Source organism: Laspinema sp. D2d, from assembly GCF_025370755.1.
Lineage (GTDB): Bacteria > Cyanobacteriota > Cyanobacteriia > Cyanobacteriales > Laspinemataceae > Laspinema.
Map to the genome: position 1 here is coordinate 14,466 of NZ_JAMXFC010000058.1, position 13,524 is coordinate 27,989.

Annotated in this window: 13 protein-coding genes and 1 pseudogene; 8 read left to right on the forward strand and 6 right to left on the reverse strand. The window is 48.6% G+C overall.

The window, feature by feature from the left end; translation table 11 throughout:
• Window positions 1-93: 93 nt before the first annotated feature.
• The 4 genes from NG796_RS24965 (at window position 94) to folE (ending at window position 4,288) form a co-directional block, all read left to right on the forward strand.
• Entirely contained in the window at window positions 94-1,122 is a 1,029-nt protein-coding gene (locus NG796_RS24965; RefSeq protein ID WP_261198746.1) for a long-chain acyl-[acyl-carrier-protein] reductase, read from the forward strand.
• Window positions 1,123-1,219: 97 nt separating this feature from the next.
• Window positions 1,220-1,414 (forward strand): hypothetical protein, encoded by a 195-nt coding sequence (locus tag NG796_RS24970; RefSeq protein WP_261210063.1) that lies wholly within the window; start codon window positions 1,220-1,222, stop codon window positions 1,412-1,414.
• On the forward strand, window positions 1,381-2,361 hold the full coding sequence (locus NG796_RS24975; RefSeq protein ID WP_261210065.1) for an acetyl-CoA carboxylase carboxyltransferase subunit alpha: 981 nt from the start codon (window positions 1,381-1,383) through the stop codon (window positions 2,359-2,361). Before NG796_RS24970 ends, NG796_RS24975 begins: the two co-directional genes overlap by 34 nt.
• A gap of 1,201 nt (window positions 2,362-3,562) precedes the next feature.
• Complete coding sequence (gene folE / locus NG796_RS24980; protein WP_261210066.1) at window positions 3,563-4,288, forward strand: GTP cyclohydrolase I FolE; 726 nt, start codon at window positions 3,563-3,565, stop codon at window positions 4,286-4,288.
• Window positions 4,289-4,320: 32 nt separating this feature from the next.
• On the opposite strand, the gene NG796_RS24985 is transcribed toward folE, so the two are convergent.
• Entirely contained in the window at window positions 4,321-4,980 is a 660-nt protein-coding gene (locus tag NG796_RS24985) for a phosphoribosylanthranilate isomerase (RefSeq protein WP_261210067.1), read from the reverse strand.
• A gap of 145 nt (window positions 4,981-5,125) precedes the next feature.
• On the opposite strand from NG796_RS24985, the gene psaK reads away from it, so the two are divergent.
• Complete coding sequence (gene psaK / locus NG796_RS24990; protein WP_261210068.1) at window positions 5,126-5,401, forward strand: photosystem I reaction center subunit PsaK; 276 nt, start codon at window positions 5,126-5,128, stop codon at window positions 5,399-5,401.
• Between the two features lie 729 nt (window positions 5,402-6,130).
• Entirely contained in the window at window positions 6,131-7,369 is a 1,239-nt protein-coding gene (locus tag NG796_RS24995; protein ID WP_261210070.1) for a site-2 protease family protein, read from the forward strand.
• A 67-nt stretch (window positions 7,370-7,436) separates the two neighbouring features.
• Here NG796_RS24995 and NG796_RS25000 read toward each other — a convergent pair whose 3' ends face one another.
• Window positions 7,437-8,261 (reverse strand): biotin/lipoate A/B protein ligase family protein, encoded by an 825-nt coding sequence (locus tag NG796_RS25000; RefSeq protein ID WP_261210072.1) that lies wholly within the window; start codon window positions 8,259-8,261, stop codon window positions 7,437-7,439.
• Between the two features lie 352 nt (window positions 8,262-8,613).
• Between NG796_RS25000 and NG796_RS25005 the strand changes: the two genes are divergently transcribed.
• Together NG796_RS25005 and NG796_RS25010 are read left to right on the forward strand one after the other, a co-directional pair.
• A complete protein-coding gene (locus NG796_RS25005) occupies window positions 8,614-8,838 on the forward strand; it encodes a DUF2281 domain-containing protein (protein ID WP_261210074.1) in 225 nt (74 codons plus the stop codon).
• Window positions 8,838-9,242, forward strand: a complete 405-nt coding sequence (locus NG796_RS25010; protein WP_261210076.1) for a type II toxin-antitoxin system VapC family toxin — start codon at window positions 8,838-8,840, stop codon at window positions 9,240-9,242. Before NG796_RS25005 ends, NG796_RS25010 begins: the two co-directional genes overlap by 1 nt.
• 144 nt (window positions 9,243-9,386) lie before the next feature.
• Here NG796_RS25010 and NG796_RS25015 read toward each other — a convergent pair whose 3' ends face one another.
• The 4 genes and pseudogenes from NG796_RS25015 to NG796_RS25030 form a co-directional block, all read right to left on the reverse strand.
• Complete coding sequence (locus NG796_RS25015) at window positions 9,387-9,863, reverse strand: YbjN domain-containing protein (RefSeq protein WP_261210078.1); 477 nt, start codon at window positions 9,861-9,863, stop codon at window positions 9,387-9,389.
• Window positions 9,864-10,055: 192 nt separating this feature from the next.
• Entirely contained in the window at window positions 10,056-11,123 is a 1,068-nt protein-coding gene (locus NG796_RS25020) for a class I SAM-dependent methyltransferase (RefSeq protein ID WP_261210080.1), read from the reverse strand.
• A 161-nt stretch (window positions 11,124-11,284) separates the two neighbouring features.
• Window positions 11,285-12,706 carry a type I glutamate--ammonia ligase gene (gene glnA / locus NG796_RS25025; RefSeq protein WP_261210081.1) on the reverse strand — a complete coding sequence of 474 codons (1,422 nt, stop codon included), beginning with the start codon at window positions 12,704-12,706 and terminating at the stop codon, window positions 11,285-11,287.
• A 616-nt stretch (window positions 12,707-13,322) separates the two neighbouring features.
• Window positions 13,323-13,524, reverse strand: a pseudogene (locus NG796_RS25030) (hypothetical protein); the annotation flags it as partial.

Genomic DNA, 13,524 nt, shown 5'->3' on the forward strand with positions numbered 1-13,524 from the left:
GTACAGTCTTGGTGTACCATTTAAAGATATTCTTAATGAATCTTTTCCTTTAACCCTACTGCGCCTAATTCAAAGGCTACCCTAAAACGCTTAATGTTTGGTCTCATCGGTCACCTTACCAGTTTGGCTCACGCCCAGTCTGTTGCTAGAGATCTGGGTTACCCGGAATATGCCGATCAAGGGTTGGATTTTTGGTGTTCCGCCCCACCGCAGATAGTCGATAACATCACTGTTACCAGTGCCACCGGCCAGACTATTGAAGGACGGTATGTGGAATCGTGCTTTCTGCCAGAGATGCTCGCCTCCCGGCGGATCAAGGCGGCAACGCGGAAAATCCTTAACGCGATGGCTCACGCCCAAAAACATGGCATTAACATCACGGCACTTGGGGGTTTTTCCTCAATTATCTTTGAAAACTTTAACTTGCAGCAATTTGAGCAAGTTCGCAATATCAAGCTAGAGTTTGAACGCTTTACCACCGGAAACACCCACACCGCCTATATTATCTGTCAGCAGGTAGAACAGGCATCAAAACAGCTTGGCATCAACTTGTCAAAAGCAACCGTGGCAGTCTGTGGAGCCACGGGGGATATCGGGAGTGCCGTCTGTCGCTGGTTGAACAGTCGAACGGATGTGGCAGAACTCCTCTTGATCGCCCGCGATCGCGAACGCTTGCGACTCTTGCAAGAAGATTTAGGACGCGGCAAAATTATGGCTTTGGAAGAAGCACTCCCCCAAGCTGATATTGTCGTCTGGGTGGCAAGTATGCCTAAAGGGGTCGAAATTGATGCCAATTCCTTAAAGCATCCTTGTTTACTCATTGATGGTGGGTATCCCAAAAACTTGGAGACTCAGTTTCAACACCCCGAGGTTTCTGTCCTTAAAGGTGGGATTGTGGAACACACCTTAGACATTGATTGGCGAATTATGCAAATCGTCAGTATGGATGTCCCTGCACGTCAGCTTTTTGCTTGCTTTGCCGAGTCGATGCTTCTGGAATTTGAAAAAATCTATACGAATTTCTCTTGGGGACGTAATCAAATTTCAGTGCAGAAAATGGCAATGATCGGCGAATGGTCCATTAAGCATGGCTTTCAACCCCTGTTGCTTCAGCCTCGTTAGTCTCTAGGTAGGGGAGATGGGGAGGATGGGGAGGATGGGGAGGATAGGGGAGATAGGGAGGATGGGGAGGATGGGGAGGATAGGGGAGATAGGGAGGATGTTCAACGTCACGACTTCAGTCGTTACCACCTCCCCCATCTCCCCCACCTCCCCCATCTCCCCCACCTCCCCCACCTCCCCCATCTCCCCCACCTCCCCCATCTCCCCCACCTCCCCCACCTCCCCCACCTCCCCCATCTCTCTAACTCTTCACCTGTTATGGCAACTCCCGAACGTAGAACTTTCCTTTTAGATTTTGAAAAGCCCCTCGCAGAACTGGAAGGGCGTATTCAACAAATCCGAGAACTCGCCGAAGAAAATGGGGTAGATGTCTCGGAGGAAATCCGCCAGTTGGAAGCGCGCGCGAACCAACTGCGGCAGGAAATTTTTTCCACGTTAACGCCCTATCAGCGATTGCAGTTAGCCCGTCATCCCCGTAGGCCCAGTACGTTAGATTACATTCAAGCGATTACTGATGAATGGATGGAACTCCACGGCGATCGCGGGGGGTATGATGACCCAGCCTTAGTCGGTGGGATGGCCCGCATTGGTGGCATCCCAGCCGTAATTCTCGGTCATCAAAAAGGTCGGGATACGAAAGATAACGTCACCCGCAATTTTGGGATGGCTTCCCCTGGGGGTTATCGCAAGGCGATGCGGTTGATGGATCATGCGAACCGCTTCGGGATGCCGATTTTTACCTTTATTGATACCCCTGGTGCTTGGGCGGGGGTAGAGGCAGAACATCAAGGTCAGGGAGAGGCGATCGCCTACAATCTGCGCGAAATGTTCCGTCTGGATGTGCCGATTATTTCTACTGTGATTGGGGAAGGGGGTTCTGGTGGCGCATTGGGGATTGGGGTCGGCGATCGCCTCCTCATGTTTGAGCACGCGGTTTACACCGTCGCCACTCCCGAAGCTTGTGCCGCGATTCTCTGGAAAGATGCCTCCAAGGCTCCCCGGGCCGCTGATGCCCTGAAAATTACCTCTTGGGATTTAAAAAACTTGGGGATTTTGGACGAAATCTTACCTGAACCCTTGGGGGGTGCTCATTCCAATCCCCTTAAGGCCGCAGAAAATCTCAAGGAAGCGTTATTAAAGAATTTAGACGAACTGTCCAGTTTAACCAGTCAGCAACGCCGGGAACTGCGGTATCAGAAGTTTCGCCGAATTGGGGTATTTGCTGAAGTGCCTGCCTAAGTGGGCAACATGAGTGGAGTTGAGATGCTTCCGGTTTACCATTCGTTTCTCTAAGCCGGATCAATCAATTCGCTCTATAGGGGTCAAAAAAATCCCACCAGCAGACTCCGGCAATGGACCAGGGACTAGGGTCAAACCTTGTCCCTGGTTCATTTTTCAGCTACACTGACCCGAGCCATGAACCGGCCCGATCGCTGCAATATTCCGGCTTGTTCATCCTAAATTTCCAGTGGAAAAGAATTGGGGCGTGCTAAACAAACTATCTCATTGGATGATATACTTTAAATCAGTAACAAAAGTTAACGTTTATTGAGTTTTCTGAGTCAAATTATCTTCCCCGATGATTCCTTACTCACTGGGTAGAGTACCCGGGCGGATTTCTAAACTTTTAACCTCGGCTAAACCAGGGGTAATGAGGGTGACTCTTAACCGCATTGGTGCATCCCCAGATGGAAGATGAGAGACTCCCCGCTTTCCGCTACTCCTACCAGGGCAAACAATGTCCTTAACTTTCCCTTTAAACGGAGGGAAAAGTTCATCTATAAATCCGGCCAAGCGATCGGGAAAATACCACGATCGGGCAATCCCGGCGTTCCTGCAATCGCTTAGGCAAGTTTTCAGCAAGAAATGTAGATCAACCCTGGGGTTGGTTCTCTATTCCCATGAAATTCAGTCACCAAATTTCAACGGGTTTCTTTGCTAACCTTCACTCTTTTTGCTCCCCTTGAGCTATCTGATTTATCATTATCCTAAGACGATTAGCTATTTCGGTAATCTAAGCGAGTCACGAAAAAGGCGACTCAACCGATGGCGATCGTCTCGACATCAAGCCAGGGATTGAAATTCAAAGATTAATCCGATATAGCGATCGCAGTGCAAGATCGAAATTCCATCGATCAAATTCCCTCTAGGAAAGAAAAAATGCGGTTATCGGTTGTTTTCTAGCGGAAAGAAGTAATCCAGCACAGAGGATAGAGCCATTTCATCAGAAATCTCAGACCCTAGGTCGTTCCTCATAGACGTTGATTTCTTACAGATGACACCGGCGCTTTTGGGATTAATTTTCACCCTTGATCAACGCCGCGAGATACAGCCTCCGCGAACAGTTTAGCTGTTGGTGGTGCTATGTCCGATGACCTCAATCGTGTAAAGGTCTGGACTTGAAGTATCTGTAAACCTCTCTCACTCTCATACATCTTTTATGACTATTGCTGCTTCCCAAGGATCCCAATTACCCATGACTGGAAATGGTATCAAATCCCCCGAAACCTCAGACAAAACTCCCCGTATCGAGACGCGGCCTGATCGCAATACCTTAAATGGTGCTCAACCCAATATTCATCAACCCCCGGCAGAAAGTGCCGATCGGATGATGGATGCGTTCCGCGAAGTGATCCTCGGGGTGGGGGAAGATCCAGAACGGGAAGGGTTGCTCAAAACCCCGAAACGGGCGGCGGATGCCATGCGTTTTCTGACGAGCGGTTACAATCAATCGTTAGAAGAGCTGCTGAATGGAGCCATCTTTGACGAAGGGCATAACGAGATGGTACTGGTGCGAGATATCAATTTCTTCAGCCTCTGCGAACACCATATGCTACCGTTTATGGGCCGCGCCCATGTTGCCTACATCCCCAATGAAAAAGTGGTGGGATTGAGCAAACTGGCCCGCATTGTCGAGATGTACAGCCGCCGACTTCAAGTGCAAGAGCGTCTCACTCGCCAAGTCGCCGAAGCCATTCAAAGCATTTTAGAACCGAAAGGGGTGGCGGTAGTCATGGAAGCAACTCATATGTGCATGGTGATGCGGGGTGTCCAAAAACCAGGGTCTTGGACGGTAACCAGTGCAATGGTGGGTCAATTCCAGGAAGAGCAAAAGACTCGGGAAGAGTTTCTCAACCTGATTCGTCATCAACCCTCGTTCTTTTAAAGAAAGGATCATACAAGGTAACGGCTGAGTTGTCAAGCTGATTCGGATAGGTAAGTACCGGACAATTTGAGCTTGAAGAACAATTCCGCAACTTTGGCGAGGTCTTTGTCCCCCGGCGATCGCTCTACTCCACTGGAGAGGTCGATACCGGGGGGTTTGACTTGGGCGATCGCCCCTTGGATGTTCTCCGGGGTCAGTCCCCCAGCCAACAGCCAGGGGCAACCGGGGTTAAACTGTTGCAACAGATTCCAGTCTATGGTGTGCCCCGTTCCCCCCAACAGTCCGGGATGGTAGGCATCCAGCAGCAATGTATCCACAACGGGGAGATAATCCCGGGCTTGAGCTAAGTCGGTTTGAGCTCGGACGCGGATGGCTTTGAGAATTTCCACAGATTCGGGTAAGGCTTGCCGCAGGCGATCGCAAAATTCCAAGGATTCCCCGCCATGCAGTTGCACCCCGGTTAATCTTCCGACTTCAACGGTTTGACAAATCATCTCAATTGTGGTGTTAGCAAACACGCCGATGCAATCGATCGGCATTCCTTCCAGAGCCTGAATGACCTGCTGAATCTGTAAATCCGTCACATAGCGAGGGGAAGTCGGCACACAGATGAAACCCAGCGCCGTAGCCCCCAAATCGGCGATCGCCACCCCCTGCTCGGGTTTCATAATTCCGCAAATTTTAACGCGCATCCTCAGTTTTTACTCCTGCAAATTATTACAATTTGTTTCAAAAGTGTAAGCTTTTGTAAAGGATTAATACAAAATTTTCTTTTTTGCCGATAAATTCTTATAATTCCAGTCATTGAAGTGATTTATCCACAAAGGAGATACAAACTTGCTTTACACAACCTTACTCGCAGTTGCCTCGAACGTACCCCCTACCCCAAACTGGTCTCCATCGGTTGGACTGGTGATGATCCTGGCTAATCTCTTTGCCATCATTATTGGCTACCGAGCCATCCAGAATCCCGGTAAAGGTCCAGGTTTGCCCGTAGGAATGCCTCCCCTGCTTAAGAAATTTGGTATTCCTGAACTGCTGGCAACCCTCAGTTTTGGTCACGTGATCGGGACCGGAGTGATCTTAGGGTTAACCAATGCGGGTGTTCTGTAAAGAACGTTAGATGCATAAAACTGGGATGACTCAGTGCAGCCCAGGACAGGTTCCAATTTACCGATCGCCCCAGTGCGAACCGGGCGATCGCCTGAGTTCCTCTGGGGCAGTCCCCCTCCTTTTACTCTAAACCGTTACCCTATCCTAGGGCGTCGCGCTTGTTTTTTCGATACAGATTGAGGCGATCGCACCGGCAGAATTGTAGTATTTATAGGGCCTCTTGTAGGAATTAGACCCTTTTAATTCTGCCAACGAGTGTAAGCATCTTAACGCCCCTATGAGCGTAGGGAGCAAGATGCTCCCCCGGCTGAATTTTATTGCCCTCATGATTTAGGCTGGCCTATACCCCGCTTCATCGAATACAACTGAAAACTCATTAGGGGAAACCTATCGTTTCATTCCGCTGCAATCACCTCCCCTAATCTCCCGGGAACTCCAGGAAACAACTGCTATGGAATTGTTTCTGCGGTGGTTACAAAAAGTATTGTTGATCTCCCTACAAACTAACCTAATCTTTTCTAAAACATTAGGTAAAGAATAGCGCCCCCCATTTTTTCAAGCCTCTCCCGTGCAACCCCTGCACTGTAACCCGGTTTTACCACTCAGTTGCGCCCTGAAAATTAGTAGAATAGAAGAAAGCCAGATTGAATTCTGAGATTGGCTCGATCGCGATGTGCTGGATCAAGACAAACCACATCACTAACATCACTAAAAATTAAGGAAAATTTTATGCAACCGGGTTGGCGAATTGGGATGGTATTTGGCATCCCGCTTTATATAGATTATTCATGGTTGATTATCCTCTCTTTAGTCACGGTATTAAATGCGGGGCAGTATTCAGAACAACAACAATGGGAGCCAGCGATCGCCTGGGGAACTGGGTTAGGATTAGCCCTGTTGCTGTTTGCTTCTGTATTACTGCACGAACTTGGTCATAGTTTAGTCGCTCAATCTCAAGGAATCAAGGTCAATTCGATTACCCTGTTTATTTTTGGGGGTGTAGCCGCCATTGAACAGGAATCCAAGACCCCAGAAGAAGCCTTTCAAGTGGCGATCGCCGGACCTGCCGTGAGTTTGAGCTTATTTGCCATCCTCGGAGTCATTGCTGGACTGGTACCGGGAACCTCACCCATTGCCGTTGTCGCCCGGGATTTATCCAGTATTAACCTAGTCTTGGCATTATTTAACCTAATTCCTGGACTTCCCCTGGATGGTGGGCAAATTTTAAAAGCGATCATCTGGAAAATCAGTGGGAACCGCTTTCAAGCCGTACACTGGGCAGCCCAGGCGGGAAAAACCCTCGGGTTTAGCGCGATCGCCCTCGGACTGTCCATCTTGTTACTCGCCAATAGCTTAGGGGGCATTTGGATTGCTTTGATTGGCTGGTTTGCCGTCCGCAACGCAAACGCCTACGATCGCCTAGCCACTTTACAACAGGCGCTACTCCAACTCCAAGCTCAAGACGCCATGACCCGTCATTTTCGCGTCGTCGATGCCAAAATGACCTTAAATGAATTTGCCGCAGACTACCTGCAAACTGAGCAGCGTTACGCCGCCTATTTTGCCGCCTCCGATGGACGTTATCGAGGCATGATTTCTTTAGAAGATTTACGCTCAATTGAACGGAGTCAGTGGCAGACTCAAACCTTGTTAGAAATTGTACATCCACTGCCTGAGATTATTACCGTACAGGAAAATAGCACCTTAGTCGAGGTCATTAATCGGATGGAAATCGACAGTTTACCTTATATTACTGTGCTGTCCCCAGCCGGTGCCGTCTCCGGAATTATCGATCGCGGGGATATCGTTGCTACCGTTGGGAAAAAATTGAATTTGCCCATCCAACGTGAACAAATTCAGCAGATTAAAGAAGAAGGAAGTTATCCCCCAGGATTTGGCATTGCGGCGATCGCCAAAGCAACCGCCAACTCCTTTACCGAAAAAGAGGTACGCCATCTCAAAAAATGAGCCACTCTAATATTCCAACTCAATATCTAACTTACTCATCCCCTGTTTGTAGGAACGACTTCAGTCGTTAATCCTTCAATTTTGAAAGTTCAGAACCTGCGTGGGAGTCTTCCCCACACACCAGATTCTGGTTACCCAAGGCGTTGATTTTCTCCCATTCACCCTCCGAAAGAGGTTGAGGAATCAACTGCACCCCGAAACAACGGGAAGCAGACTCCATCAAAGAGGCGATCGCCCGTTCCCTGAGCACCTCCAAGGGCAAAGATAGAACCGGCAACCCCGAATGCACCCGCCCTTCCGTTCCAAAAACCTCCGAAAACAACTCCGGCGATGGGTTTAACTGCATCGAACCCTGCTGCAAAACCGCCCCATTACGCCGGAGTTGAGCACTCCCAATAAACTTTTCCCCCGACGGCAATACCAAATCTGCACCCGTTGCCGTCGCGAAACAATTCGCCGTTTGACGGTATCCCCGTCCCGCCCGCCCATACTGTAACTCCACTCCCAAACTGCGCCAACCTGCGATTAAGAACTCACAAATCGCCTCATATCCGGGTATAGGAGAGCGTTTCGCCCCTGTCCCTTCCCCGGCATCCAGATCCGACATCACCACCATATAAGTCAAATCTCCGTGATGCAACACCGCCCGACCCCCAGTCGGACGCCGCACTAACTCGATCGGCATCCCCTGCCAGCTTAAATTCTCCCACCGTTGGGGCCAGCGCCGTTGATGGTAACCCAGAGAAATCGCCACCGGGTCCCAGGTATAAAATCGCAACACCGGGGGATGATTTCCCGAGACATACTGTTCTAGTAACCATAAATCGATCGCCATTTGCATGGAACCGCTCACCTGCATAGGTGGAATCAATCGCCAAAGGGGACTGTGCATCAGTAAAGTCTGAAAGGTACTTTGGATAGGGTAAGAGCCTGTAGACAAACGGGAGAGTTCGGACTCATTATTTTGGGGACAACATAGACATCTTACCTCTGTTTATCCCCCTCATTCCAAAGAGCAGGTTAACGGCTTTTGTCGTTGAATCGAACAACTCCCAGAACCCGGTTAAATGGGGAGTTGAACAGGGAAAGGAATATTTGCTAGACTGAATAGACCTCTTGCAAAAACAAGATTGATTCCCCCAACTCCCCTTAAGAACGCCTATCGGCTTGAGAGAATTTTGCAAGAAGTCTAATTACCCAAAGAACCAAAATTATCCTAGAAAAATTGCGGAGGAACTGACCCCATGAATTTAGAACAGGCAGTTTTAGAAAAGTTGCGAACCTTAACCCCAGACAAGCAGCAAGAAGTATTAGATTTTGCGGAGTTTCTTCATCAAAAGAACCCGCATAAAAGACCGTTAAAGAGCGTCAAAGGATTGTGGGCTGATTTAAAAGTTGATATTACGGAAGAAGACATTGCCCAAGCCCGAAAAGAAATGTGGGGAAATTTTCCCAGAGAGGATATTTAATGACAGCCGTTGTAGCCGACACGCATACAATTATCTGGTATTTGCGTGAAAATGCTCTATTATCCCCATCAGCCCTAAATGCTTTGGATAATGCCTTGGGCGGAGACTATCCTATTTATGTGTCTGCAATTTCCGTAGTAGAAGTAAGCTATCTAGTAGAAAGGTATCGCTTACCAGAAGAGGCTTTTGGGCAATTGATTAATGCGCTATCCGATCCGGGAACGGGTTTAGCCGTAGCTTCTTTGGATTTAATTACGGCACAAACTCTACGACAAATTTCCCGAGATATAGTACCCGATATGCCAGACCGGATTATTGCGGCGACTGCTTTATCGTTAAATCTTCCCTTAGTCACCCGCGATCGAAAAATTCAGGCATTAACGAAGATTCAGACGATTTGGTAATTCATACAATCGATGGTCATTGGGGGGTTATTGGTCATTTTTCATTAGTCATGGGGCGGGGTCATTTGTCCTTTGGATTGTGGAAGACTCTGGACAAACAAACCACAAATGACAAATGACTAATGACCCTATATCTTTTTTCACCTATTGTCCGTATTCTGCCAGAAGTTTTTCATCATTTTCATCCGCGATCGCCGCTACGATGGTGACACATCGGGAAATTTCGCTAGGATTCAGATCCATGACGGTGCGACTACACAGAACCGTAACGCGTTCGTCCACAATGCCAAAGTGGGCTTCATAAGTGCTTAACCAGTTCATTTCCAATAACTTCCGCATTAACTCCGGTTCGTTCTTTGCGGGAAGTGGAAGGACGAAAGACCAAACCGTTAAGGTATCCTCATCACTGGTCCCCGTTAATTGCACGAACACCTCAACGGTGCCGTATTTGAATTTCCAAAGATGACCCGATTCGTTGAGTGCGAACATCACCTTTTGGTCCTGAGCCAAACTGCCAATGACGGTTTCAAGTTCCTCTACGAGGCTGGTCTCTGAAGACTCCCCTAGTAACTCTTCGGTAGAAGGGATGGGAGTGCATTGGGTTTCTAAATCGGTTGTCATTATCAGGTTCCTACTGGCGCATCGTTGGGTTTTTCCTAGACTCTGTATAGCGTATCCATGCCATTTCTGTCTACTCTCCAAGGATTGATATATTCCGGTTGCCCGGATAATTCTAGTTGCGGCTATTGTCAAGGATGACTGGGAGTGGAGGCTGATTTGACGGGGGCGATCGCCCCCGTCAAGTTGCCCCACTTATTCACTCACGTGAGGTTTACGGGCGGTCCAATATTTACTCATGAAATGGGTTTCCGTTTGAATATCCGTGAACCCGGCTGTTTCTAACCGCTGGACTAAATCATCCTGGATATAATTACGGTAGTAGGGTTCATGAAACATCTGAGAAAAGTTCTCCATCACCCTCTTCAATTCAGGAGAATCACTCATTTGAATCGAATCACAAAGGATCAAAGTCCCCCCGGGGTGCAAAACCCGAAAACATTCATTAATCACAGTTTGGCGAGTGTTAGGCGGAAGTTCATGAAATAGGAAAACGCTCGTCACTCCATGAAAATAATCATCGCGATAGGGCAATTCTTCTGCATTTGCCTGAGAGAGTTGGGGTAATTCCCCGGGAATTTGAGATAGAATTTCATTCGCTTTTCGCAAATAAGCCGGGGATAAATCAATACCAAACAGTGCCGCTTTCGGGAGCATTCCTCGGAGGAATTTCAGGGTGCGCCCAGTGCCACAGGCCACGTCTAAAATACGGAGTTGATTTTGCGGTAGGTTACTCCAAGGGTTCAGCGATCGCTTTAAGGGGGCTAAAATTCTCCGCCGCATAGCATCGGCAGACCCATTAAATAATAGTTCTACCTGCAAATCATATAAGTTCGCTGAATCTTCACTTAAATACCCATCAGTTTGGTGATGGAAGTTTTGCAGGTAGTAAGCCGGATAGCCAGCGGTATCGATGTCTGAAGCAAACTCCTGATGCTTTTTTTGTTGCGATCGCATCCAGACTGTAGGCATATCTAAACAGAGCAATGGATACTGCCACAAAAAGTCTTCCCAGGGATGATCAAACAGCATATCCGTGGGATAGATGCCTTGTTCTGCATCATTCCAGTCCGTTTCAATCAGGCGATCGAGTCGTTCCCGAATTTTCATTAACAGCTCAGGAGCGATCGGATTCGTCTGAGATTCGCGGGGGGGTGCGAAGGCTTTGAGTAACTGGGTACTGATGGATTTATGAGCCAGACTAAAATAAGTTTTGCTGTTTTGAACCGTTTTGTAGGCTACTTTAGTGAGATGATCGGTCATGGGAGGGCTAAATCAATGCGATCGATGAAGTTTTAATATAAACAATTGTAACGAAAATCCCAATTAACCGGCATTTTTTTAGTGAATTCACAAAAAAGGGCCAACCGCATCCGGTGGCCCTTCTCTAATTAATTCGCCAAGGTTAGATCAACCTAGGGAAATTAACAATCGTAGTAGAGAGCAAACTCATAAGGGTGAGGACGCAGACGCATCGGGTTCACTTCATTATCGAGCTTGTACTCAATCCAGTTGGTGATGAAATCTTCCGTAAACACACCTCCAGCCGTCAGGAACTCGTGATCCGCTTCCAACGCCTTGAGTGCATCCAACAGAGAGCCTGGAGTCGAGGGGACCTTCGCCAACTCTTCAGGGCTGAGGTCATAGATATCCACATCTAAAGGATCACCGGGCTCAATCTGATTCTTAATCCCATCAATGCCAGCGCAGAGCATCGCTGCAAACGCCAAATAAGGGTTACAGGTGGCATCGGGACAGCGGAACTCCAAGCGTTTCGCCTTCGGATTCGGTCCAGAAAGGGGAATCCGGATCGAGGCAGAACGGTTACCTTGAGAATAAGCCAAGTTGACCGGGGCTTCAAAACCGGGAACCAACCGCTTATAAGAATTCGTGGTGGGGTTAGTAATGGCTAACAAAGCAGGTGCGTGCTTGAGCAAACCGCCAATGTAATATAGGGCAGTTTTGCTCAAATTCGCATATTGATCACCCGCGAAAGTGGGTTGACCATTTTGCCAGATGGACTGGTGGGTGTGCATCCCCGAACCGTTATCGTTAAATAAAGGCTTGGGCATGAACGTAACCGTCTTGCCATATTTCTTAGCTACGTTTTTGATGACATACTTGTAGGTCATCAAATAGTCAGCCGCTTGGACTAAAGGAGCAAAGCGAATCCCCAGTTCATTTTGTCCGCCTGTGGCAACTTCATGGTGATGCTTTTCAATAGGAACACCGCAATCCGCCATCGTCAGCAGCATTTCGGTCCGCATATCTTGCAGGGTATCCGTTGGCGCAACGGGGAAATACCCTTCCTTGTAACGGGGTTTATAGCCGAGGTTGCCCCCGGGTTCTTGCTTACCAGAGTTCCAGCGTCCTTCAACAGAATCAACGTAGTAATAGCCGGTGTTTTCAGTTTGATCGAAGCGAACATCATCAAACACGAAGAATTCAGCTTCTGGGCCGATAAAGGCCATATCGCCCAACCCAGTTGAAATCAGATAGTCTAAGGATTTTTGAGCGATGGTACGGGGGTCGCGGCTGTACCATTCGCCAGTGCGGGGTTCCTTGATGCTGCAAATCATGCTGAGAGTTTTCTCGGCCATGAAGGGATCGATCCAGGCCGTTGTCGGGTCAGGGACCATCGACATATCCGATTCATTGATGGCTTTCCAACCCCGGATGCTGGAACCATCGAAAGCAACGCCTTCATCGAAAGCACTTTCGTCAATCAGATCGCGATAGAACGAGCAGTGCTGCCAGATTCCTGGCGTATCGATGAACTTGAGATCGATGATCTTGATGTCTTGCTCGCGGATATAATTTAAAACTTCTTGTGGAGTCTGGAACATTAATATCTCCTCTGTTCTAGGTTAGTGTCAATCGACGTCAGGGAACGAGCGTGCTTACAAGGGGCAGGGGTGTCAAAGCGGTTTGGGTACGAACCTAGATGTAACCGGATCTCTTTCCGGGTCAGGTTTGGGAAGAGAGGCATTATCTCTGCGCCCGCGAACTTCAAGGATTCAGATCTCTCGGTCTATTTCGATGGCGAAGTCGGTGCCGATCGCCATGAACAGTGCAGGGTCAATCATTGCAAAATTCCCCTCTGTCGCTTGAGTTGATAGCGCATCTGCACCCTTGCTTTATGCCCTGGGCGAAGCCGGTGCACAGCACCATCCCTCGTCAGGCTCCAAGATTCAGTTGCGTTATCCCTGAATCATCCTAGGGATTGACTTGGTGAATTTTTGTATCAATTGATACAAAAATTGGTTTCCTGAGTATTCAGTACAACTCTGGTTGGATTTAACCACAATTCGGAGTGACTGCGAATAGAGAAAAGATTAAGGATTTCAGGGGAAGGGTGGGGAGGTGGGGAGGATGGGGAGGATGGGGGAGGTGGGGAGGATGGGGGAGATGGGGGAGATGGGGAGGATGGGGAGGATGGGGGAGATTAGAGTGGCTCTCGTGTCATGGCTCTGCCGTGACATGGGCAGTTTGCGGCTCTGCCGCCTGATAAGGGACTGGAGGCAGCCTCCAAGGGGGCATGACTTGGCAGAGCCAAGTCACGAGGAAACGACTTAAGTCGTTACTAAGAACATCTCCCCCATCCTCCCCATCCTCCCCATCCTCCCCATCCTCCCCATCTTCCCCATCCTCCCCATCCTCCCCA